Here is a 23,702-nt window from a genome sequence, read left to right on the forward strand (position 1 = left end):
ACTTGCAATGAAGCTATCTACTAGACTGTAATGTATGAGTTTTTTGCGATTGGCGTTAGCGCAGATAGATACCTGCGTTGGGAATATTGATAGCAACGTTGAAAAAGTTTTGAAGTATGCTGCGCGCGCAAAGCAGTCGGGTGCTCGCATGGTTGTATTTCCTGAGATGACTTTGACCGGGTATCCTATTGAAGACCTCGCCTTGCGTGCCACGTTCCGCACAGCTGCACAAAAAGCTGCAGACTTGCTTGCATCAAAACTTTCAGAAGAAGGCTTGGGGGAGCTTTACGTAGTAGTTGGAACTGTTGGCTTTGACGAGTCTGCTGGAAAGCCTCGAAACAGGCTTCTCGTATTGCATGAAGGCAAATCTGTGTTGCAATACGACAAGCATTTCTTGCCAAATTATGGTGTTTTTGACGAGTTTCGTATTTTCTCTTCTGGCAATAAGTGTGAGCTGCTGGAAGTAGATGGAATACGTCTAGGTTTTGCTATTTGCGAAGATATTTGGCAAGACGGCGGTCCTGTTGCGCGTTTGGCAAAACTTGGTATCGATGCGCTAGTAACTATGAACGGTTCTCCATATGAGGAAGGTAAAACTCATGTGCGCTTGAGTTTGGCTCAAAAGCGCGCTGTTGAAGTCAATGCGCCGGTTGTGTATGTGAACCAGGTCGGTGGTCAAGATGATTTGGTTTTTGACGGTGGAAGTTTTGTTGTTGATTCTGACGGAACTTTGCTTGAACGCTCGGCAATGTTTGCTGAAGATTTGTCGTTTGTTGATTTTGATAACTCGCTGAAAAAGCAGAAAGTTTCAAGCATTGCTCCAAAACTTGACGCAGATGAAGAAGTGTATTGTGCGTGTGTTGTAGGTCTTAGAGATTACATGCGTAAGAATGGTTTTAAGGGCGTGTGCTTAGGACTTTCTGGAGGAATTGATTCTGCCTTAGTAGCTACTATGGCTGCCGATGCTTGCGGTGGAGCAAATGTGTATGGCATTTCTATGCCAAGCATGTACTCTTCGGACGGTTCTAAAGACGATGCGCGCGATTTAGCAGAGCGAATTGGCGCTCACTACGATGTGCAACCAATTGAACCGCTTTTTAAAGCTTTCCAATCACAACTTTCCTTAGAAGGAGTTGCTGCGGAAAACTTGCAAGCTCGCGTTCGTGGCGTAATCGTAATGGCATATTCAAATTCGCGCGGTGTTTTGGCGCTCGCAACTGGTAATAAATCGGAGCTTGCTTGCGGATATTCTACTATCTATGGCGATGCGGTAGGAGGGTATGCTCCTATTAAGGATTTGCTTAAGACGCGCGTTTGGGCACTTTCTCGTTGGAGGAATCGCGCTGCGAATGCTGGAGTAGGTATTGGTATGCTGCCAATTGTTGGATATGAGGATTCTCAGAAAGCGAAAGCTCCGCAAGATGGCGTGCTTATTCCTGTTAATTCTATTATTAAGCCTCCGAGTGCAGAGTTGCGTCCAGGGCAAAAGGATTCTGATTCTTTACCTGAGTACGATTTGCTTGATCGCGTTTTAGAGGCTCATATTGAGCTTGCTCATGGTAGAGCGGATTTGCTTGAAGATGGTTTTGACGAGCATACTGTTGACACGGTTATGCGTTTAGTTGATCGCGCAGAATGGAAGCGCAGGCAGTATCCACTTGGACCAAAAGTAAGTGCTATTGCTTTTGGCAGGGATCGCAGAATGCCTGTTACCACAGCTTTTCGTGAATAAATGTGATGTATTTCACTAGATTTTTTGCAAAACTACTCGTGTATGCGTTTACCCATGCTTTAACATTGTTATTAGGGCAGCGTGAAGATGCGTTGCGGGTACAAAAGGAGTCTAAACATGACATCAGTTGATGCACCAGTTCTCAGTGAAGAGGATCTTCGTACCGAAGCGTGGAATGGTTTTACTGACGGCAATTGGAAGAAAGACATTGACGTACGCGACTTTATATTAAAGAACTATACGCCATATGAAGGTGACGAAAGCTTCTTGGCAAATGCCACTGAAAAAACGAAGCACATGTGGAAGTATCTCGACGACAACTACTTGGCTGTTGAACGTGAACGTCGTGTTTATGATGTTGAAACTCATATCCCAGCAGGCATTGATGCAATGCCAGCAGGCTACATTGAAAGCCCAGAAGTAGATAACGTAATCGTCGGTTTGCAAACTGATGAGCCTTGCAAGCGCGCTATGATGCCAAATGGCGGTTGGCGCATGGTTGAGCAGGCTATTAAAGAAGCTGGCAAGGAAGTAGATCCTCAAATCAAGAAGATCTTCACCGTCTACCGCAAGACTCATAACGATGGTGTATTTGGCGTTTACACCAAGAATATTAAGATTGCTCGCCACAACAAGATTTTGACCGGTTTGCCAGATGCTTACGGTCGCGGTCGTATTATTGGCGATTACCGTCGTGTGGCTCTTTACGGCGTGAACATGCTTATTGAGTTCAAGAAGCGCGACAAGGATTCGATTCCATACCGTAACGATTTTACCGAGACTGAAATTGAGCATTGGATTCGCTTCCGCGAAGAGCATGACGAGCAGATTAAGGCTTTGAAGCAGCTTATTAACTTGGGTAACGAGTACGGTTTGGATTTGACTCGTCCAGCTAAGACCGCTAAGGAAGCTGTTCAGTGGACTTACATGGGCTATCTTGCTTCTGTTAAGAGCCAGGATGGCGCTGCAATGAGCTTCGGTCGCGTTTCTGCATTCTTTGATTGCTACTTTGAGCGCGATTTGAAGGCAGGTTTAATTAACGAAACCGACGCTCAGGAAATTATTGATGCTCTTGTTATGAAGCTTCGTATTGTGCGCTTCTTGCGTACTAAGGATTACGACGCAATCTTCTCTGGTGATCCTTACTGGGCAACTTGGTCCGATGCAGGCTTCAGCGAGGACGGTCGCACTTTCGTAACCAAGACTTCGTTCCGTTTGCTCAACACTTTGACTCTTGAGCATTTGGGACCTGGTCCTGAGCCAAATATCACTATTTTCTGGGATCCAAAGCTCCCAGAAGCTTATAAGCGTTTCTGCGCACGAATTTCTATCGACACTTCTGCAATCCAGTACGAGTCCGATAAAGACATTCGTGAGCACTGGGGTGACGACGCTGCTATTGCTTGCTGCGTTTCTCCAATGCGCGTCGGTAAGCAAATGCAGTTCTTCGCTGCTCGCGTGAACTCTGCAAAAGCTTTGCTTTACGCAATTAACGGCGGTCGCGATGAAATGACCGGTATGCAGGTTATTGATAAGGGTGTTATTGACCCAATCAAGCCAGAAGCTGACGGTACTCTCGACTACGAGAAAGTCAAGGCTAACTACGAGAAGGCTTTGGAATGGCTTTCCGAAACCTATATTGAGGCTTTGAATATCATCCACTACATGCACGATAAGTACGCTTACGAGTCCATCGAAATGGCTTTGCATGATAAGGAAGTTTATCGTACGCTTGGTTGTGGCATGTCCGGTTTGTCTATTGCTGCAGATTCCTTGGCTGCTTTGAAGTATGCAAAGGTTTACCCAATCTACAACAAGGATGCTAAGACAACTGAAGGCCACGAGTACGAGTACATTGAGGGCGGCGACGACGACTTAATCGTTGGCTACAAGACTGTTGGAGAGTTCCCAATTTACGGTAACGACGACGATCGTGCAGACGACTTAGCTAAGTGGGTTGTGAGCACTGTTATGGGTCAGGTAAAGCGTTTGCCTGTGTACCGTAATGCTGTACCAACTCAGTCCATTTTGACTATTACTTCTAACGTTGAGTATGGCAAGAATACTGGTTCCTTCCCATCCGGTCACAAGAAGGGTACTCCGTACGCTCCAGGCGCAAACCCAGAAAACGGCATGGATTCGCACGGCATGCTTCCTTCGATGTTCTCCGTTGGAAAGATTGATTACGACGATGCTCTTGACGGCATTTCGCTTACGAACACCATTACTCCTGATGGTTTGGGTCGTGACGAAGACGAGCGCATCAGCAACTTGGTTGGCATTTTGGATGCTGGCAACGGTCACGGCTTGTACCACGCAAACATCAACGTGTTGCGTAAGGAACAGCTTGAAGATGCTGTTGAGCACCCAGAAAAGTATCCGCATTTGACGGTTCGAGTTTCCGGCTATGCAGTGAACTTCGTGAAGCTCACTAAGGAGCAGCAGCTCGACGTTATTTCTCGTACATTCCACCAGGGTTCAGTTACTGACTGATTTGGTTGATTAGTAAACACCGCCGGGAGCGAGGCTAGTTTCGCTCCCGGCTTTTGTTAATTGCGTATATTATTTATTATTTATTTATAAATAGTTTGGAGGGCAGTTAGATGGCTGAAAACACAGCGTTTCGTACCACAACTCAGCATATGTTGAAGGAGTCAAAAGAGTATGCTCGCCAAACTTTAATGGGTGGACTTTCCGGCTTTGAATCTCCAATTGGATTAGACAGAAAAGATCGCCTTGTAGCTCTTAAAACTGGCGATATTGGATTTGTGCATTCGTGGGATATTAACACTTCTGTTGATGGTCCTGGTACTCGTATGACAGTGTTTATGAGTGGCTGCCCGCTGCGCTGCCAGTATTGCCAGAATCCTGATACTTGGAAAATGCGCGACGGAAAGCCAGTCTATTTAGATGCGATGATTAAAAAAGTTGACCGTTATCAAAGTCTTTTTAAAGCAACAGGCGGTGGGATCACTTTTTCTGGCGGCGAATCCATGATGCAGCCGGCTTTTGTATCTAGAGTTTTTCGTGCTGCAAAAGAGATGGGCGTTCATACTTGCTTGGACACTTCCGGATTTTTGAATCGCAATTATACGGATGAAATGATTGAAGACATTGATCTTTGCCTTCTTGACGTTAAATCCGGAACTGAAGAAACGTATAAAAAAGTAACTGGCGGCTTACTTCAGCCAACTATTGACTTTGGTCAGCGATTGGCGAAGGCTGGTAAGAAGATTTGGGTGCGTTTTGTGCTCGTTCCAGGTTTGACAGACAGCGAAGAAAATGTTGAAAAAGTTGCTGAGATTTGCGATTCGTTTGGTGATGCTGTTGAGCATATTGACGTGCTTGGCTTCCATCAACTAGGTCGTCCAAAGTGGCATGAGCTTCGAATTCCGTACCCTCTTGAGAATCAAAAAGGACCTTCTAGAGCACTTAAAGAGCGAGTTGTAAACCAGTTCAAAGACCACGGTTTTGTTGTGTACTAGACTGAACCTCGATGCGTTTTAGGCAATTTTTGCGTATTGTATTGTTTTTTTTAAAGGATTTTGTATAATTACACAAACACCCTTTTTAGAGAAAGGATACGCAATGAAGCGCAGAATAGGTTGTTGGATTGCATTAGCTTTTGCATTAGCGTTAGCTATTTTTGCACGGTGTAACGATCAGTTTGGCTTTGGCACAGCGCTTATTATTTTAATTGTTTTGCCGATAATTTTGTTGCCGATAAATATCGTTGCGGCTTTCGATAAGAAACTTCTTATTGAAGTGCCAATAATATCTATTGCTATAACCATTGCTACAGAACTTGCCACTTTCCCAATAAGAGATTTAGGTTTACATACTGTCTACGTTATCCCAACAGTTTTAGTTTCGGCAGTCGCATTTACTCTTACTAGATTCCTTAAAACCAAGCTTGTTAAGAGCATAACTCAATAAGATCAAACAATAAAACAGATTGATTATTTAATTGATTATTTATTTTTTGAATAGTCGTAGTTGTGTGCGAAAGTTGAAGCCGTGTTAAAAGATGCATAATCTATAACACGGCTTAAATATATCTTGCGCAACATTTTGCAAAAAGTACAGAATAAGTTGCAAAAAACGTAAGAATTTGGCTAAAGCATGCAAATCGGGAGGCGTACTTGAACGAGGAACCAAAGCTTTTAAAAGAGCCTAGAGAAGGAGTTCCAGAAGTCATTGATACGCTTGAAGCATATAAAGATTATTGCAGCTTGTTGGCATCAGGTTCCGGTTCTTTAGCTGCAGATGCTGAGCGAGCTTCCGGTTTTAGATATGGTCATGAAGATTGGCTGATTCAGTTTAAACGCAAAGGTGCAGGAATCGGGTTACTGGATCCAATAGAACTTACAAAACTTGGAGCCGATTGGAACGAATTTAACAAGGCAGTAGGAGATGCGCCTTGGATTATCCACGATTCGATGCAAGATTTGCCAGGATTTTTCGATATTGGTTTGCGTCCTCGTGCTTTATTCGATACCGAGATTGCGGCTAAATTACTTGGTAGAAAGCGCTTTGGTTTAAGCTCTGTAACTGAATATTATTTGGGTTTGACCCTCGCAAAAGAACATTCCGCAGCGGACTGGTCTTATCGTCCACTTCCTAGAGATTGGCGAAATTACGCGGCTTTAGACGTTGAATTACTTATTGAGCTAGAAGAAGTAATGCGCGGTGAGCTAAAAAAGCAAGGTAAACTTTCTTGGGCGGAAGAAGAATTTAAACACTTACTTAGTAAGGGTGCACAAAAGAAAGCTCCGCATCCGCGTCCATGGCTTAAAATATCGCATATAAGTGTGCTTATGCACGATCGTGTTGGTTTAGTTATTGCGAAAGCATTGTGGCAAAGGCGAGATGCTTTAGCGCGTGAATATGATATTGCGCCAACTCTTCTACTTTCTGACGCTGCGATTATTGAAGCTGGTAAGCGTAAACCTAGTAATGCGCGCGCGTTTCGTGCTATTCGTTCTTTGAATGAGCGAGTGCGAGTACACACTGGCAGTGAGCAAGACAAAATGTTCGAGCGTTACGCTCCAATTCAGCGCAAAATTAAACCATCTATTTGGAAAAACGTTATAGAGAATGCTATTTTGCGCGCTAAATCTGGTGAAACAGCTATGGATGATGTGCATCCAGTATTACCGAATGGAGCTATTCAACTTAATTCGCGCGAATCTCGTAAAACGAGCGTACTTAAATCAACAGATACTGACGAGTCACAAGGTTCTAACGATTGTCAGGATTGCCATGATTCGTCAGATTCGCAGTATTTACAGGATATGCAAGATTCCCAAAGCGCTCCTAGATCTATGAAATATTGGCGAGAACATCACCCTAAGCGTTATGAGCGTTTACAAAGAGTAAAAGCTGAGTTAAATCAAATTTCTGAATACACTCATACTCCTGCAGAAATTATTATCAAACCGCAGATTATTCGTAATCTTTGCTGGCATGATGATGCGCAAGATATTGATGTTAAAACATTCCTAAGTGAGCATGGCGCTCGCGAATGGCAAACCCGATTGGTAGCTGAGTCCGTAACTCGCGCTATCATGTAACGGTTGTGCCATACGGCAGAAGCTAGAAAAAACGTAATTTCAGGAGCGCAAGCGTGAAAATCAGCGTCAGGAATCTTGAGCCAACTAAAGTTAAGCTCACCATTACCGCAGATCTCGAAGACTTCAAACCATTCTTGGAAGAAGCTCGTAAGGAGATTGCTAAGCAAATTAACGTGCCAGGTTTCCGTAAGGGACATGTGCCAGGCAAGATTGTAGATCAGCGCGTCGGTTTCGCAGCTGTTGCTGGCGAAGCCGTAAATTCCGCTGTACCAGAGCTTTATTCCAGGGCTTTGGAAGAAAAGAAGATCCGCCCAATGGATCAGCCAGAATTTGACGTTCAGGAAGTTCCAACGTCGACTGATGCAGATGCAAGTCTTAAGTTTGTAGCAACAGTTGAGCGTCGTCCAGATTTCAAGTTGAACAAGTTCAAGGGCGTTGAGATTGAAGTTGAGAAGCCAAAGGTTTCCGACAAGGATGTCAAGGAGCGCTTAGAAAGCCTCCGTCAGCGTTTTGCTACTTTGGTTGGTGTTGATCGTCCTGCAGCTAAGGGTGATTACACTAACATTGATTTGGAAGCTCGTATCGATGACGAAGTAGTTGATGCACAAGAGGGCGTAAGCTACGAAATCGGTTCCGGTGTGTTGCTTGACGGTTTGGATGAGGCTTTGGATAGCCTTTCCGCCGGTGAAGAAACCACCTTTGAAGGTACTCTCGAGTCCGGCAAGCACAAGGGCGAGAAGGCTCAGATTAAAGTTAAGGTTAATTCCGTAAAGACTCAGGAATTGCCAGAGCTTGATGATGATTTTGCTCAGGAAGCTTCCGAGTTTGATACTTTGAAGGAATTGAAGGCAGATATTCGCAAGGCTTGCGAGCAGGCTGCTGAAGGTCGTCAGGCAACTAATGCCCGTGACGCATTCCTTGTTAAGCTTCAGGAAGAAGTTGAAATTCCTGTTCCAAAGGGCGTTTTGGACAAGGCTGTTTCAGAGCATTTGAAGGGCATGACCCCTGATCCTGAAAAAGCTACCAAGAAGCAGAAGGACGAAGCTCAGCAGGCTGCTGAGAAGGAACTTCGCGACCAGATGGTTCTTGACGCTTTGGCTGAACAGATGGATGTGACTGTTTCCCAGGCTGACGTCACCAACTTCTTGGTTTCTGTTGCTCAGCAGTACGGCATGGATCCAAACCAGTTCATTAACGCAATCGTTAACAACGGTCAGCTTGGTTCTGCCGTGCAGGAAGTTGCTCGTTCTAAGGGCTTGCTTGCTGGTATGCGTGCTGTAAAGTTCGTTTCCGGCGGAGAAGCTCTTGACTTGAGTGCATTCTTGTCTGAGGATGATGACGAAGACGAAAGCGTGAAGGCTGCTTCTGCTGCTGCAGAAGTTGCTGACGAACTTTCTAAGTAGTATTTTTCAAACAAGAGAAAGTTTATACTTTCTCATATTTGCTAAAACCCAGGGCTTTTGCTCTGGGTTTTTGTGTTGTTGTTATACTTTAAATAAATGAAAACAAATAAAATGAAAAACAAATAACATAAGGAAGGCTGCTGCTAATGGAAAAACGCAATTTGCAAATGGTAGACAGTAAAAAACCTGGTAAGTGTTTGAACTATGTTTTTACATGTTTACGATTAAGTCTTATTGCTTTTTTTGTTGCAGTTATGGCTGGAGTTGGTGCAGTATTATTAACTCTGTTACTACATGCTGTGCAAAATGTAATGTTCGGATTTTCAGAATCTGCTCTTAAACCTTCGCCAGTTGGATTGCCAGTATTGCATTATGTTGCTGTTGTATTAATTGTGATGTCTGTTGCTGCAATTATTTGGATGTGGTTATGGACAAAATCTTCTAATCGTATTGTCGATATAGCTCATGCTGTTAGTGGCCAATCGATGCCATTTAATACGACGATTATCCATGTATGTTTACAAATTTTTATAGTTGCTTCTGGCGCAAGTTTAGGTAGAGAAGTTGCGCCTCGAGAATTGGCTGCAATGCTTACTCAGAAGTTACTCTGCTTTATTCGAGTCAGTGAATTTCAAGCTCGCGTTTTGGTTGCAAGTGCTGCTGGTGCTGGTTTAGCTGGAGTTTATCGCGCTCCAATAGCGGGTGCGATTATGGCACTAGGTTTGGTTGCAATTCCACGTTTTTCTCACGAATCGAAATCTTCTTTAAAGCGTTTGAAATGGTATTGGCTTATACAAAAATTTGGTATTTTTGCTATTGCGTTATGTATAAGTGAAATTGCATCATTGACTACTATTTTTGTGCTTGGGGATGAACCTTACTATTGTTTGCCAAGTCTTAATGACATCCATATTGTCAACACTACTGTGTTGCTGCTTGCAATTATAGTTGGCATTGCTTGCGGTATTGTGGGTATTCTTTTCCATAAGATGATTCGTTGGGCTCGCTCTAAGTGTGCTCACAATTACCAAATCTTATATTTTTTGCCATTAATGGGCTTAGTAACGGGATTAGTTGCATCGTGGAATCCAGCAATTATGGGCAATGGCAGAGCTTTAGCACAATACGCATATAACATTGCAACAAGTATTGCAATTGACAAAAACTCTTTGGTAACTTTGCTTCTACTATTTGTTGCAAAAATAATTTTAACAAGTTGCACTCTTCGAGCTGGCGCAAGTGGTGGTGTGCTTCAGCCGAGTATGTCGTCTGGAGCTTGCGTAGGGCTGATCGTAGGTTTTATAAGTATGAACATTCCAGTTGTTGGTGGCATGCTATCAAGTCAGCCAAAAATATTGATAATAGCTGCTATTTTTGGCGCTGCAAGTCTGTTAACTGCAAGCCGAAAGTCATTGTGGTTTGCGCTTTTTTTGGTAGCGCAATTAGTGAATGCGCCTATGATTATGATTATTCCGATGGCTGTTTCTTGTGCTGTATCTAGAAGCATAGCGATAATACCAAAAATTTTTATGCGCAAATAATGTTTGAATTTTTAGTATGGAAAATACAATATGTGCAAAATAAATGCGCCTATGCTAGTTCAGTATTAGCAAAGGCGCATTTATTGTAAGTAAATATTTTTTAGTTATGTTGATTACTTTAGTTATTTTTTTAATTAATTATTAGAGCTGAATTCTTTATCTGCGATAAAAGTTCCATCATCGTTTGAGAAGATGAAATGCACTCGTACTGGTGCAATAATTTTTTCTTTCATATCATCCGATGCTGATTGTGGCATCAAGTTCGAGAGGCTATCGCCGTATGTTTGCATTCCAGTCTTTAACGCTGTAATTTCTAAATCAGATAGGTGCCTTTTGAACTTTGCATTTATATTGAGCTGATCACCTTTAGTGTCAAACGTTATGTTGAATGGTGAGCTGCTAGTGGCATCATTAAATCCATTAGTGAGTTTTTTAGCTTCTTCTGGATGGCAATGTACGTATTCTTCAATATTTGCGCTTTTTGGTGCAGCGCAATTGTAATGCGGTTTAAGATTAGTTGAAATTACGTAGCCACCTACTGCAACTATTGCTACTACTATGACAACAATAAGCCAAATGTATTTTGACTTATGAGCACTTGTATTTGTTGCATTTGGATAAGCGTTTGCAGGATAGTTGTTGACTGGTTGTTGATTATTCTGATATAAGTTTGGTTGGTAACCATTATTTGGATTTACATTATTAGGGTAATTGTTGTTCTGGTATCCGTTATTTGGGTATCCGTTGTTCTGGTACCCATTGTTTCCATAACCATTGTTTGGGTATCCGTTATTTGGATTTACATTATTTGGGTATGTATTATTTTGGTAACCATTATTTGGATACTCGTTATTTGGCATCGGAGCAGGCGAGTAGTTGTTGTCTGGCAATTGGTTAGGATCCATAATTACTCCTTATAATGAATTGATAATCCAGTAAAAATATACTCAATAATGCATACTAACGTGAGGTAATAAGTAAAAATTACATCTGTTGATATGAATAAAATTTTAGAAATTTGGCGTAAAACATTCAATTCAAATCATATTCGCAATATTTTCTATGCGGTCATGCGCACAAGGTAGTGTAGAAATAATTACGTGGTAACAAGGAGATATAGTGACTGAGCTTTTTACAGCTTCTCCTGTGATGGAACAGGCTGAAGCGCCTACATCAACTGATTCTATTTTTAATCGGTTGCTAAAAGATCGCATTATTTGGTTGGGATCTGAAGTAAAAGACGAGAATGCCAATGTTATTTGCGCGCAAATGTTAATGCTTGCTGCGGAAGATCCTAAGAAGGATATTTGGTTGTATATTAATTCGCCTGGAGGTTCAATTACTGCTGGTATGGCAATTTACGATACTATGCAATTAATTGAGCCAGATGTTGCAACTATTGCTGTTGGCATGGCTGCATCTATGGGTCAGTTCTTGCTTAGTTCTGGCACTCCTGGTAAGCGTTATATTACCTCACATGCTCGTGTGCTTATGCATCAACCTTCTGGCGGTGTCGGTGGCACTGCTACGGATGTGCGAATTAACGCAGAGCTTATTATGGATATGAAAAAAACGCTTTCTGAATTGACTGCAAAGCAGACTGGTCATACGGTAGAGGAAATTTACCGAGATAACGAATACGATCACTGGTTTACAGCTCAGCAAGCTTTGGAGTATGGTTTCGTAGATAAGATTGTGACCACTCCTGCTTCTATGCGCGGTGAGGAGTAATTATGGCAAGTGAAGAAGCAAAGTTTGTTGCGCGTGCTGAGCGTTTAGCTGGTTTTGGCGGCGTTACTTCTGCTCAGCGCATTACTAATCGTTACGTGTTGCCTCAATTTGGCGAGCAAACTCCATACGGCATGAAAACGCAAGATCCTTACACTAAGCTGTTTGAAGATCGCATTATTTTCATGGGTGTGCAAGTAGATGACACTTCTGCTGACGACATTATGGCTCAGTTGCTTGTTTTAGAAAGCATGGATTCTGATCGCGATGTGATGATGTACATTAATTCACCTGGCGGTTCGATGACTGCTATGACTGCGATTTATGACACAATGCAATACATTAATCCAGATGTTCAAACTGTTTGTTTAGGTCAGGCTGCTTCTGCTGCTGCTATTATTCTTGCTGCTGGAGCTGCTGGTAAGCGCATGATTTTGCCAAATGCTCGTGTGCTTATCCATCAGCCTGCAATGGGTCAAGATTTTGGTAAAGCTACTGAAATTGAGCTTCAAGCTAAGGAAATGTTGCGTTTGCGTTCTTGGTTAGAATCAACTCTTGCAAAGCATACTGGTCAAGATATTGAGCGCATCCGTAAAGATATTGAAGTGGATACTATTTTGACTGCTCCAGAAGCTAAAGCTTATGGAATGGTTGACGAAGTGCTTGAGCGCAGAGCATAATTCAATCTTTACAACTTAGCGAGTATTTATCAATTCTTGCATTTCTTAACAACAAACCCCGGTCGACACGCCGGGGTTTGTGTTTTAGCGCGGATGGTTGTATATTAGTCAAGTTGCCGGAAACAAGGACATGGTTCTTGAGGCTGGAAACATGCGCCAGTAGCCCAACGGATTAGAGCATCTGACTACGGATCAGAAGGTTGCAGGTTCGAATCCTGTCTGGCGCACAAACAAAACGCGAAGCTTTTGCTCCGCGTTTTTTTTTTAATTCGAATACAACTCGCTCGGTTTATGCCTCTCAGTTATACTTAAAAGTGCTAATCACATATTTTGCACTATAAAACGTTATAAACGTTATAAATGCATTTAGTGGAGGAAATATTTACAATATGATACGACGCAGTTGGAGAGTAGCACGCAAGATAGCAAATAATGAGCGAATTTCTGGCTTAATTATGCTTGGTTTCGCTCTTACCGGCTTATTGCTTGCAAATATTCCTTTAACCGCGCCAATATTTGAAGCTGTCTCGCATACTCATGTAGGCATTCCGTGGACGAATATACACATGTCGATTGGTCACTGGGTACAAGATGGCGTGCTTACTATTTTCTTCCTTTCGGTTGGTTTAGATTTAAAACATGAGCTTATTGCTGGTTCGCTTTCTGACCCTCGCGCAGCTGCAATGCCAATGATTTGTGCTGTTGGTGGAATGATTGTGCCTCCTTTGCTGTTTGTTGCTACAGTAACTGTATTTTCTGAATTGCATGCCGGGCAGGAGATTATGCGTCTTACTTCTGGCGCTTTACCTTCGCTTGATATGGTTCGTGACGGGTGGGCAATACCTACAGCAACGGATATAGCTTTCTCTCTTGCTGTTCTTGCTTTATTTGCAAAAACTTTGCCACACGCTTTGCGCGCATTTCTTATGACTCTTGCTACAGTAGACGATTTGCTTGGAATAGCACTTATTGCTGTCTTCTTCTCGTCTCTTAACGCATGGTATTGGTTTGCTGGAGTAATTGCTTGCGGTTTGGTTTGGACTACTTTAGTGCGTTTGAAGCGCGTTCCATGGCCGTTGGTTGCAATAGTAGGAATTATGGCTTGGATTATGATGTATGAAGCTGGCGTGCATCCAACTTTAGCTGGAGTAATGGTGGGTTTGCTAACTCCGGCGCATTTAGTTCATGGTGAAAAAACGCTTCGGGCTGAACGCTATCGTGAAAAAATTCAGCCTGTTTCTGCGTTATTGGCTCTTCCAATTTTCGCTCTTTTCGCTACAGGAGTGCATTTTGAAACATTGACTTGGGAGTTGCTCTTCTCGCCAATTTTGATTGCTATCACTATTGCTCTTGTTGTTGGTAAACCTGCTGGAATTATGGCAACTGCTTGGATATCAAAGCGTGTTCTAGGTTTGAAAGTTCCTGATGGTCTTCGTGTAGTAGACTTAATGCCTACAGCATGTGCGTGTGGAATTGGTTTCACTGTTTCTCTTCTTATTGCTTCTCTTGCGTATTCTGACGCAGATTTGTCTGCTGAAGCACGTTTTGGCGTTCTTGTTGCTTCTATTATTGCTGCAGGAGTTTCTGGCTTCTTACTTTCTATGCAAGCAAAGCATATGGAAGAAGAATTAGATGAAGTTGAAGACTAGTTTTAATTATTATTTTCAATATATTTGAAAGTAAATTTCTAGGAGAAATCATGTTTAATAGTAAAGAAGATTTTTCAGTAGATGTTCCACCTTGGAATAACACGTATCATCGTGGTTCTGTTGTGATGCGCGGTTCTATGATTCCTAAGGAGAGCACTACAGAGACGCTTCTTCGTAACGATAACAATCAGCAGCTTGTTTCTGGAGTTGGTGTAGAAGTAGATAAGAGATGGGATTGGCGTAGCGCGGATCCATGGCGTGCGCTTCGTATTCAAGCTGAGTTTGTTGATGGTTTTGACGCGCTCGCATCGTTAGGTAAAGCTGTTAGTATTTTTGGTTCTGCTCGAATAAAAGAAGATGATCCTGAGTATTCTTTAGCTCGTACTATGGGTTCAGAGCTTGTAAAACGCGGTTTTGCTGTTATTACAGGTGGCGGTCCTGGAATTATGGAAGCTGCAAACCGTGGAGCTGCAGAAGCTGGTGGTACGTCTGTAGGATTGGGGATTGAGCTTCCTCATGAGCAGGGTTTGAATAAGTGGATTAATCTTGGCATGCAATTTCGGTATTTTTTCGTGCGTAAAACAATGTTTATGAAGTATTCTTCTGGAATTATTGTGTGCCCTGGCGGTTTTGGCACGATGGATGAAATGTTTGAAGCTTTGACTTTAGTGCAAACGCATAAAGTTGCGCGCGTGCCTGTTGTTCTTTTCGGTACTTCGTATTGGAATGGTTTGATTGACTGGCTGAAGTCTACAGTAACTCAACGAGGTTTTATTTCTTCACTCGATCCGCACTTATTTGCTGTCACAGACGACCCAATAGAGGCAGTGCGCATAGCATCTGGAATTGAATAATCTAAGAGTTTTTGCGCTCGTTTACAAGCGTTGTAAGCTGCCAAATTTCTTCGCCAATATCAATTCCGCGAGGGCACTGTCTTGAACATGCTCTAACTGACTGGCATGCGCTAATACCGTCACTGCTGTCTATTAGATCAAGGCGATGCTCTGTTGCATTGTCTCTGGAATCGTAAATAAAACGAGCCGCGTTAACCAATGCTGCAGGCCCAATAAAGGCTTCTCCGCCTGCATAAATTGGGCAAATTCCTTCGCAAGCACCGCACATAATGCAATTGCTCAAAAGCTCAAATTTTTTAAGTTCCTCAGGATGTTGCAAAAACTCAATAAGCTGGAGTTTCCCTTCAGTATTTCTCGTAGAAACGTTAGATGCCTGCAAATAAGGTTCTAAGCGTTTTATTTGCGAAATCATAGGCGAAATATCGCAAATAAGATCTCGTTGAACTGCAAATCCTGAAAGTGGAGCAAGCTCAATAACACCAAAAGTGCCATTTTGCAAAGTGGTAGTCTCTTTAGATTTTTGCTGTAAAGTTGGCGATTTTGTCGACTGTGAGGAGCTGCTAGTAGTGCCAGTTTTTCTAAAGCCTCGAGATTGCACGCTATTTGTGCTTTCAGGACGTGCGTTCGCACCAATAGTTGCACTGCATAGTAAGGTTGGCATGCCATTTACGTTTGCAGCGTCGGAACCGCAAACGCCGTGACCGCATGAGTAGCGGAAAGCTAAAGTTGGGTCGATTGTGCGTTTAATAGTCAGTAAACAGTCAAGAATAGTGTCAGTAGAATGAACGCGTAAACTGTAATCTTGAACCCAATGCTTACCTTGAATGCGTTTTGGAGAAGATTCGTAAGATTCACCGGATTCACTAGATATTCTGGATTCACTAGATTCGGAAGAATTATTTATGTTATTTTCTGAAGAATCTAGTTTTGCGAAAGGATTACTGCGCTTTCTGCGCGCAAAAGGACTTTCTCTGCGCTTGCGCTCTGTCTGTTTACTGTTTGCATCATCTTCAGATTTATTACATGGAGTAAAGCGTGAAATACGCAAAGTAACAAGCGCAGTGTTATCACCAAGCTCATTACTCATTGCAAACCTCCAATACGTACTGTTCTAGTTTGCCACAATACTTGCACAGAAACATTTTTTAGTACTTGGCGCATCCTCACGTTAGGCTTGAACTATGACTGACGCTTTATTTTTGCTTGATACTGATCACGATAATGCTCCTGTGCTTGCAGAAGGAATCGAAGAAGGGTGGACGATTGCGCTTCCATCTCAAGTAAAACGTCACGCTATATCTGCCATGCGACTATTAGAAGGCGATGCTTTGCAACTTTCTGACGGCAAAGGCTTGCGCATTCATGCAAAGGTGACGGATGTTGAAAATGGCTTAGTTCGTGTAGAAGCGTTTACTAGGGAAGCTCCGCGAATGACTAGACTTGCACTTGTTCAAGCTTTGGCAAAAACAGGGCACGATGAGCAAGCAATTGATATGGCTACGCAAATTGGCGTGGATGAAGTAATCCCTTGGTGCGCGGATCGTTCAATTGCAAAGTGGAAACCTGGTCGCACAGATAAGCGTTGGAGCCAAGTTTTACAGTCTGCCACAGAGCAATCTCGTCGTGCATGGATGCCTGAACTTCAAGAATGTGTTTCGAGCAAGCAAATAGTTGCAATATGTAGGCGTGCGTGCGTTTACGGAAATCTCGTAATCGTATTGCATCAAGACGCAACTGATTGCTGGAATCAAATAGAACAAGCAGTAAATACTCTTAGCGAGCGCTGTTTGGAGGATGGTAAAGAGCGTACTGTTTACGTTTTAGTTGGGCCAGAAGGTGGTATTAGTGACGATGAAGTGTCAATGTTTATTGATGCTGGTGCTAAAAGCTGCGTTTTAGGTAGCAATATTCTTCGTGCATCTACTGCAGGACCTGTAGCTCTTTCTCTTCTTTCGCGTGTTTTAGGACGTTACGAATAATCACATAAATCGTATCTAAAAGTGCTCATAATTGTGTAAAATAATAAGAAGAGTGTCGATTGCTTTTGGCTTAAGGCATTGATTTCATTTAGTAGCAAATAGGGGAGAAACCATGAGTGATATCACTTACAATACTGATGCTGATTGCATTTTTTGTAAAATTGTTGCTGGAGAAATACCGAGCAGCAGAGTTTATGAAGACGATTCGGTAGTTGCTTTTAAAGATATTAATCCTCAAGCAAAAGTGCATGTGCTGATTGTGCCGCGCAATCACTATAAGAATGTTGCTGAGCTTGCTAGTAAAGCTCCTGAAACTTTGGCCCATATTGCTGGTGTCGCACAAAAAATTGCTGATGATGAATTCAACGGTGATTATCGACTCGTATTTAATACTGGTATTGATGCTGGTCAAACAGTGTTTCATGTTCATGCTCATGTATTAACTGGCGAAAAACTTGTAGAAGGTAGCTTGTAAATCGTGACGAAAAGTACTACGCGTTTTGTGCAAATTCCTAGCGAATTAAGCTCGGTTGCAGTTTTAGGTGCTGCAGATGCTGGTTTGCGTGAGGTGGAACATGCTTTTCCAGAAGCAGATATTACTGTGCGAGGCAAAGATGTTCAAATTGTTGCTCGTTCAGCTAGAGCAGATGAAGATGCAGCTAAAGCTGAGTATGCGTTTAGGCGCATGATTGATGCAGCTTACGAACAACCTATGGATGCATACGAAGTAAGACGCATGCTTGAGCGTGATATTTTGCATAACGATGAACACAATGTGCGCATAAACCGTATCGGTCATGATGGTGGAGTGCTTGGAAATAGTATTATTTCTTCATCCTATGCAATTAATAATCCTGTTTCGCGCGCTGAAAATGAGTTTTCAAGAGATTCAAGTGAGCTGTTGCCTTCTAGCGAAGAAGCACATCGCCGTGCTATGAGCAGAAGAGCTCGAATGAGTAAAGGCGTGATCACGTTTGCTGGAGGAAATCCTGTTCGTGCAAAAACTGCTGGGCAAACAGCGTACGTGCAAGCAATGGATTGCAATATTGTAACGTTTGGAATTGGTCCTGCTGGTACTGGAAAAACGTATTTAGCAGTTGCTAAAGCTGTTCGTGCATTGGAAGATGGAAGAGTTCGCAGAATTGTTCTTACTCGTCCTGCTGTTGAAGCTGGCGAAAACTTAGGATTCTTGCCTGGCACTTTAAACGATAAAGTTGATCCATATTTGCGCCCACTCTATGATGCGCTTTCTGATATGCTTGGATCTGCACAACTAAAACGCTATCTTGACGAGAATGTTGTTGAAGTTGCTCCTCTTGCTTATATGCGAGGTCGCACATTAAACGATGCTTTTGTTATTCTTGATGAAGCGCAAAATGCGACTGTTCAGCAATTAAAAATGTTCCTAACTCGACTCGGTTTTAATACAACCATGGTGATTACAGGAGATAGCACGCAGGTTGATTTAGCAGTTGTGCGTTCCGGTCTTGTTTCTATTGAGAAGATTTTGGGCGAAGTTAAAGATATTGCTTTTGTGCATTTGCAAGCAGAAGACGTTGTGCGTCATGCTTTAGTTGGTCGTATTGTGGAAGCATACGAAAATTACGATGCAATGCTTGAGCGTAAAAAACGTGAACGTACTAAAGAATCTACTGAGAGGAATAACGGATAAATCATGAGCATTGAAGTCATGAATGAAACAGTGTGGAATATTGACGCTAAAATCTTCTCAGATCTTGGAATGTGGGTTCTTCAACAAATGAAAGTAAGTACGCATTCGGATTTATCGATTACTTTTGTTGATCCAGAGCCAATTGCCTGTTTGCATGAACGTTGGATGAACCTAGAAGGCCCAACGGATGTTATGAGTTTCCCAATGGACGAGCTTACTCCTGGAAGCGATGAAAAAGTTTCTGAAGGAATGCTTGGCGACTTGGTGATTTGCCCATGGGTTGCTCAGCAGCAGGCGCTCGCAGCTGGGCATAGTACTATGGAAGAAATGTTGTTACTAACTATTCACGGCATTTTGCATCTGCTTGGCTACGATCACACTACTCCGGAAGAAGAAAAGCAAATGTTTGGTTTGCAACGTCAACTAATGCTTACTTTTTTCGCTGCTCGATCTGGAGAATTGTACGATGCAACTTTGCCAGAAGGTGCAGTAAACGAGCTTGAGCGTTACGATGCTGAGCATGAAGCGAGTAGTGTCAAAAATAAAAATAAAAAACAGCATTAAAGCGCATTAAGAGCATAATTATGGAATATATTAAGCAAATATTTTCTAGCATATCAGTTCCGCAATTGCCGTTGCATATCTGGATTGGCTTAGCCGCATTGCTTGTGCTGGCAATACTGCTTGTATGGCTTTCTCTTGCGATGGCTGCTGCAGAAGGGGCAGTGCCTAGAGTTACTCGTGCAAGCTTAAATAATCTTATGATTGAAGCACAAACGCATGATGATGAAACTAGTGCCATAGTGCGTATGCGTCGAATTGCTAGAATCCATCGTGTAAAAAAACTGATTGCTGACCGTTATACAACTTCTGGAGCATGCGCTTTTGTGCGTGTGCTATGTAACGTTTTAGATGGAGTTTTGTTTGCTTCTTTAGCTGCATTTTTCGGCTCGCCTTTATGGGTAACTCTTATTATTGGTGTTGTTGTTTCAGTAGCTGTAGCTGTGATTTCTATTCTTGTTCGTCCACGTTCAGTTGGTGCGGCTCAACCTGTAGCAAAGTTGATGCGACTTTCTCGCATTGTGTCTATTGCTATTGCGATTAATCCTTTAGTGCATATTGCTAGCGATGTTGACGTCACTTCTAGGAAAAAGCATGTTGATCTTTCAGATGATGAAGCTTTGGAAGATATTCAGCTAGATCAAGCGAAGGCGAGTATTGACCGACTTGTTGAAGCGAATGATTTCGATCCGGAAGTTTCGGAAATGATGCGCAATGTGCTCACGCTTTCAGATACTTTGACTCGCGAAATAATGGTACCTAGAACCGATATGATTTGCGTAAAAAGCGACGAAACGCTGGAAAATTTCCTTAAATTATGCTCTCGTTCAGGATTTTCTCGAGTTCCCGTTATTGGAGATTCTGTAGATGATTTAGTAGGTGTTGCTTATTTGAAGGATGCTGTACGCGCTACTGTGTTTAATCCTGCAGCATCTTCTAGAGCAGTTGAAACAATTAGCCGAGACCCTATGCTTGTTCCTGAGTCGAAGCCGGTTGACGATTTATTCCACGAAATGCAACGAATTCGCCAGCATGTGGCAGTAGTGGTTGACGAATACGGCGGTATTGCAGGCTTGGTTACTATTGAGGATGCTATTGAGCAAATTGTTGGCGAGTTGGAAGATGAGCACGATCGCACTCAGCATGCAGATCCAGAAGAAATACGTGACGGCGTGTGGAAGATGCCTGCTCGAACGTCAATCGCAGATTTGGAAGATATTTTTGAAGTTCATATTGACGAAGACGATGTGGATACTGTGTTTGGTTTGCTTACGAAGTTGATTGGTAATGTGCCGATTGTTGGTTCCAGCGCTGTTACAAGAGGACTAAAATTAACTGCTGTAGATTCAGCTGGTAGGCGAAAGAAAGTATCTACTATTTTAGTAGAACGAGATGCACAAGTTTTGGAAGAGTCTAAGGATTCTAAGGATAATCAAAATGACATTAGCTCTTCCGAAAAATCTGCTGAAAGCAAACAAACCAATGCTTTGAAGCAAGCTAGTACTATGAAACAAACGAATATGCTGAAATAAAGAACTGGACGGTAAGAATAACGTGAATAATATTAACAACTTTGATGATACTGATGACTTCGACGACGAGATGTTTGCAAATCTAGACGCTTCAACTCGCGCAACGATTTCTACTCCTGATTTTCACGGTTATCGTTCCGGTTTCGTAGCTGTAGTTGGTAGACCAAACGTTGGTAAGTCTACGCTTATGAATGCTCTTATTGGTACGCAAATTGCTATTGCGTCGTCTCGTCCGGAAACTACGCGTAAAGCTATTCGAGGGATTGTTACTACCGATAATGCACAAATGGTGTTGGTTGATACTCCAGGTATTCACCGTCCTCGTACGCTTCTTGGTCAGCGTTTGAATGATATTGTTGACGAGTCACTTTCAGATGTTGACGCGATTGCATTCTTGCTTCCAGCAGACCAGGAGATAGGACCTGGAGATAGGCGAATTCTGAGTCGACTTCGTTCTGATTTTGCTAAAAAAGATGAGAAGGGCAATTGGACTTGGAAAGTTCCGCTTATCGGCATTGTTACGAAAATTGATACGCTTAGCCGCAGCGAGTTAGTTGAGCATTTGCTTCAAATACAACAGTTTGCTGATTTTACGGATATCGTGCCGGTTAGTGCGTTGGAACGCGACAATGTTGACGAAGTTAAGAATGTTTTGATTCAAAACTTGCCTGAAGGTCCGCAAATGTATCCGGCGGATCAGCTTAGTGAGGAAAGCCCAGAAAGCATGATTTCGGAGCTTATTCGCGGCGCATTTTTGGAAGAGTTGGACGACGAGTTGCCTCATTCTTTAGCTGTTGTAGTTGACGATATTGTGTATCCGGGCGGTGGAGAGGATACTCAATACGACGACAATAAAGCGCATGTGCTTGTATCTGTTTATGTTGAGCGTGATTCTCAAAAGCCGATTATTATTGGCCATCGTGCGGAGCATTTAGTGCGCGTAAAGAAGCGTTTGCGCACGGCTGTAAATCGTATTACTGGCACAAAAGCTGTGCTTGAATTGCATGTGAAGGTTGCAAAAGGATGGCAGAGCGATCCTAAGAAGCTTGAGCGTTTGGGGTTCTAGTAGAGCATATTTACTTATTTTGTGACAATCTACTTAATAAGTAATAATGGTTTCTGTGGAAGTGATTATGAGAGTAACCTTACTCAAGTTGAAAACACAATTCTTTGCAAATAAGTTGTAATAAAAAGTGACGCAACGGTGAATGCCGCTGCGTCACTTCATTTTTGTTTGTTAATTAGATTTCAGCTTCTTACAGAAGTGTGTCAGGATCAACTACAGGGGTATCCGTAGTGCTAGATGCAGGTAAAGTAGTTGAAGCGTTGGAGCCGTTTAAGTCTCCGAAGTTGAAGTCTCCCAAGCTAGAGTCTCCGATGTTGGTTCCGCTGAAGTCGGTGGTGTTGCCTAAGCCGAAGTTGAAGTCTCCGATGTTGGTTCCGCTGAAGTCGGTGGTGTTGCCTAAGCCGAAGTTGAAGTCTCCGATGTTGGTTCCGCTGAAGTCGGTGGTGTTGCCTAAGCCGAAGTTGAAGTCTCCTAAGCCGAAGTTAGAAGAATTGATATCTCCTACACCAATATTGTAATCGGAATGGCTAAAGCTTGGATATTCTTCTGGAATATTGATATTTGGCATAACATCTGGTGTAACAGTATGATCTACTTCAGGATCTGACGGAACGTTGTGGTCAGGAACTGACGGCACGGTGTGGTCAGGAACCGATGGCACGGTGTGATCAGGAACTGACGGTGTTGGTGTTTGGCTGGAAGATCCACCATTACCATTGATGTACCTGTCAATAAGTTGTTTGTATTGTTCGATTGTGAAAGGAGCGCTTTCTGTTGAAGCATCCCATGCTGCAATGCTACCGTACTCATTACTAATGTTTCCAGTAGTGAATCCCATTGAACCAAGTGAGCCGTTAATGAAGTTCAAATAGTGACCAACTTCGCCTTCTGGAGCCTCTTGTCCACGTGACTTGTATTCGTCGTAAACTTTCTTTTCGTCTGTAATCCACTGCTTCATTGCGCCAGTCATTGTTTCAGGTGTTGTGCCACCGGTGTATGAACCATCGCCGTAATCAGCCCAAGCCAAATTTTCATAAGTATTATAGTGACGAGCATGACCGATGTAGTTTGCAGAATAGAATGCATCGTTAATTGCATCAGCGGTTAATTGAAGGCTTACGCCCATAGGACTTAATCCTATGCTTTGGCGATAAGCATTAATTGCTTGCATATAAGATATTGCTTTGCTTAAGCGAGAAAGAGAATCTGGGTAAATATCTCCTTTTCCTAAAGTCACCTTTGAGTCGTACCAGCTTGGCTTATTTAATTGTCCGGTCAAAGTTTCGTAAGCTTTGCGAGCATCTTCGCGCTGTGCCGCAGTAAGAGAAGGATCGTTCATTGCAAATCTAAAAAGACCTGCGGCAGTCTTTTCTACACTGCTTTGTGAAGTTGTTGCGCCTTTTGTTAGTGGAGCTGATGCTACATTGTAAGTGACTTTATTGTTAGGAATAAGAACAGTAGGTTGTTTTAAATCAGTTTCGTTTGCATATGCACTATTGGCAGTAACTGCAAACATTGAGATAGAAGCCCCAGTTAAAATTACCGCTACGCTTGCGGCAGTAAGTTTCTTAGAAAAAGTATTTGAATAAACTTTTCTTTCAGATTTTATAGTTTTGTTTTTATTCATAATTGTTCTCTTTCTTGTAGGAAAAATTCCCTTGCACGCATAATTTTAATAAGTATGTGAAACATTTTAAATGTGTATTTTTTATGCAATTTACCCCGCATTTGT

At 42.5% G+C, this 23,702-nt stretch carries 20 protein-coding genes and 1 tRNA gene; 18 read left to right on the top strand and 3 right to left on the bottom strand.

Annotated features, from left to right (window positions below; genetic code table 11):
• Positions 1-34: 34 nt before the first annotated feature.
• From HXT29_RS01410 to HXT29_RS01440, 7 genes are all read left to right on the top strand, one after another.
• Complete coding sequence (locus tag HXT29_RS01410) at positions 35-1,732, top strand: NAD+ synthase (protein WP_064340564.1); 1,698 nt, start codon at positions 35-37, stop codon at positions 1,730-1,732.
• 117 nt (positions 1,733-1,849) lie between these two features.
• On the top strand, positions 1,850-4,225 hold the full coding sequence (pflB, locus tag HXT29_RS01415; RefSeq protein ID WP_004106337.1) for a formate C-acetyltransferase: 2,376 nt from the start codon (positions 1,850-1,852) through the stop codon (positions 4,223-4,225).
• A 110-nt stretch (positions 4,226-4,335) separates the two neighbouring features.
• Positions 4,336-5,217 (top strand): pyruvate formate-lyase-activating protein, encoded by an 882-nt coding sequence (gene pflA, locus HXT29_RS01420; RefSeq protein WP_004106335.1) that lies wholly within the window; start codon positions 4,336-4,338, stop codon positions 5,215-5,217.
• Between the two features lie 103 nt (positions 5,218-5,320).
• Positions 5,321-5,668 carry a hypothetical protein gene (locus HXT29_RS01425; protein ID WP_004106331.1) on the top strand — a complete coding sequence of 116 codons (348 nt, stop codon included), beginning with the start codon at positions 5,321-5,323 and terminating at the stop codon, positions 5,666-5,668.
• A 206-nt stretch (positions 5,669-5,874) separates the two neighbouring features.
• Positions 5,875-7,305, top strand: a complete 1,431-nt coding sequence (locus tag HXT29_RS01430; RefSeq protein WP_117008742.1) for an HRDC domain-containing protein — start codon at positions 5,875-5,877, stop codon at positions 7,303-7,305.
• 53 nt (positions 7,306-7,358) lie between these two features.
• Positions 7,359-8,708, top strand: coding sequence for a trigger factor (tig, locus tag HXT29_RS01435; protein WP_004119087.1), 1,350 nt, complete (start codon positions 7,359-7,361; stop codon positions 8,706-8,708).
• Positions 8,709-8,854: 146 nt separating this feature from the next.
• A complete protein-coding gene (locus HXT29_RS01440) occupies positions 8,855-10,249 on the top strand; it encodes a chloride channel protein (RefSeq protein ID WP_422118410.1) in 1,395 nt (464 codons plus the stop codon).
• A 134-nt stretch (positions 10,250-10,383) separates the two neighbouring features.
• On the opposite strand, the gene HXT29_RS01445 is transcribed toward HXT29_RS01440, so the two are convergent.
• Positions 10,384-11,154: a hypothetical protein gene (locus tag HXT29_RS01445; protein ID WP_004106326.1), complete on the bottom strand. Its 771-nt coding sequence runs from the start codon at positions 11,152-11,154 to the stop codon at positions 10,384-10,386.
• A gap of 214 nt (positions 11,155-11,368) precedes the next feature.
• Between HXT29_RS01445 and HXT29_RS01450 the strand changes: the two genes are divergently transcribed.
• From HXT29_RS01450 to HXT29_RS01470, 5 genes are all read left to right on the top strand, one after another.
• The gene (locus HXT29_RS01450; RefSeq protein ID WP_004106325.1) at positions 11,369-11,980 is read left to right on the top strand and encodes an ATP-dependent Clp protease proteolytic subunit; all 612 of its coding nucleotides are present in this window, start codon (positions 11,369-11,371) and stop codon (positions 11,978-11,980) included.
• Positions 11,981-11,982: 2 nt separating this feature from the next.
• Complete coding sequence (locus HXT29_RS01455; protein WP_004106323.1) at positions 11,983-12,657, top strand: ATP-dependent Clp protease proteolytic subunit; 675 nt, start codon at positions 11,983-11,985, stop codon at positions 12,655-12,657.
• 153 nt (positions 12,658-12,810) lie between these two features.
• Positions 12,811-12,884: transfer RNA gene (locus tag HXT29_RS01460), tRNA-Arg, on the top strand.
• Between the two features lie 162 nt (positions 12,885-13,046).
• The gene (locus HXT29_RS01465) at positions 13,047-14,306 is read left to right on the top strand and encodes a Na+/H+ antiporter NhaA (RefSeq protein ID WP_422118411.1); all 1,260 of its coding nucleotides are present in this window, start codon (positions 13,047-13,049) and stop codon (positions 14,304-14,306) included.
• Between the two features lie 50 nt (positions 14,307-14,356).
• Positions 14,357-15,160, top strand: coding sequence for a TIGR00730 family Rossman fold protein (locus HXT29_RS01470; RefSeq protein WP_101886063.1), 804 nt, complete (start codon positions 14,357-14,359; stop codon positions 15,158-15,160).
• Between the two features lies 1 nt (position 15,161).
• Here the strand turns inward: HXT29_RS01470 and HXT29_RS01475 are convergent, their stop codons facing one another.
• Positions 15,162-16,247 carry a succinate dehydrogenase/fumarate reductase iron-sulfur subunit gene (locus HXT29_RS01475; RefSeq protein ID WP_004119090.1) on the bottom strand — a complete coding sequence of 362 codons (1,086 nt, stop codon included), beginning with the start codon at positions 16,245-16,247 and terminating at the stop codon, positions 15,162-15,164.
• 94 nt (positions 16,248-16,341) lie between these two features.
• On the opposite strand from HXT29_RS01475, the gene HXT29_RS01480 reads away from it, so the two are divergent.
• The 6 genes from HXT29_RS01480 to era all read left to right on the top strand — a co-directional run bounded on the left by HXT29_RS01480 (position 16,342) and on the right by era (position 21,970).
• Complete coding sequence (locus HXT29_RS01480; protein WP_422118412.1) at positions 16,342-17,139, top strand: 16S rRNA (uracil(1498)-N(3))-methyltransferase; 798 nt, start codon at positions 16,342-16,344, stop codon at positions 17,137-17,139.
• Between the two features lie 112 nt (positions 17,140-17,251).
• Positions 17,252-17,614: a histidine triad nucleotide-binding protein gene (locus HXT29_RS01485; protein WP_004106318.1), complete on the top strand. Its 363-nt coding sequence runs from the start codon at positions 17,252-17,254 to the stop codon at positions 17,612-17,614.
• A 3-nt stretch (positions 17,615-17,617) separates the two neighbouring features.
• On the top strand, positions 17,618-18,811 hold the full coding sequence (locus HXT29_RS01490; protein ID WP_174163857.1) for a PhoH family protein: 1,194 nt from the start codon (positions 17,618-17,620) through the stop codon (positions 18,809-18,811).
• 3 nt (positions 18,812-18,814) lie between these two features.
• The gene (gene ybeY, locus HXT29_RS01495; RefSeq protein ID WP_064340645.1) at positions 18,815-19,375 is read left to right on the top strand and encodes an rRNA maturation RNase YbeY; all 561 of its coding nucleotides are present in this window, start codon (positions 18,815-18,817) and stop codon (positions 19,373-19,375) included.
• Between the two features lie 20 nt (positions 19,376-19,395).
• Positions 19,396-20,904, top strand: coding sequence for a hemolysin family protein (locus HXT29_RS01500; protein ID WP_415706158.1), 1,509 nt, complete (start codon positions 19,396-19,398; stop codon positions 20,902-20,904).
• A 70-nt stretch (positions 20,905-20,974) separates the two neighbouring features.
• Positions 20,975-21,970: a GTPase Era gene (gene era, locus HXT29_RS01505; RefSeq protein ID WP_004119093.1), complete on the top strand. Its 996-nt coding sequence runs from the start codon at positions 20,975-20,977 to the stop codon at positions 21,968-21,970.
• 190 nt (positions 21,971-22,160) lie between these two features.
• On the opposite strand, the gene HXT29_RS01510 is transcribed toward era, so the two are convergent.
• Entirely contained in the window at positions 22,161-23,597 is a 1,437-nt protein-coding gene (locus HXT29_RS01510) for a CAP domain-containing protein (RefSeq protein ID WP_422118413.1), read from the bottom strand.
• Positions 23,598-23,702 lie beyond the last annotated feature (105 nt).

Origin of the sequence: Gardnerella sp. DNF00550, assembly GCF_049262685.1 — a bacterium.
In the GTDB taxonomy this organism is placed as follows: Bacteria; Actinomycetota; Actinomycetes; order Actinomycetales; family Bifidobacteriaceae; genus Bifidobacterium; species Bifidobacterium leopoldii.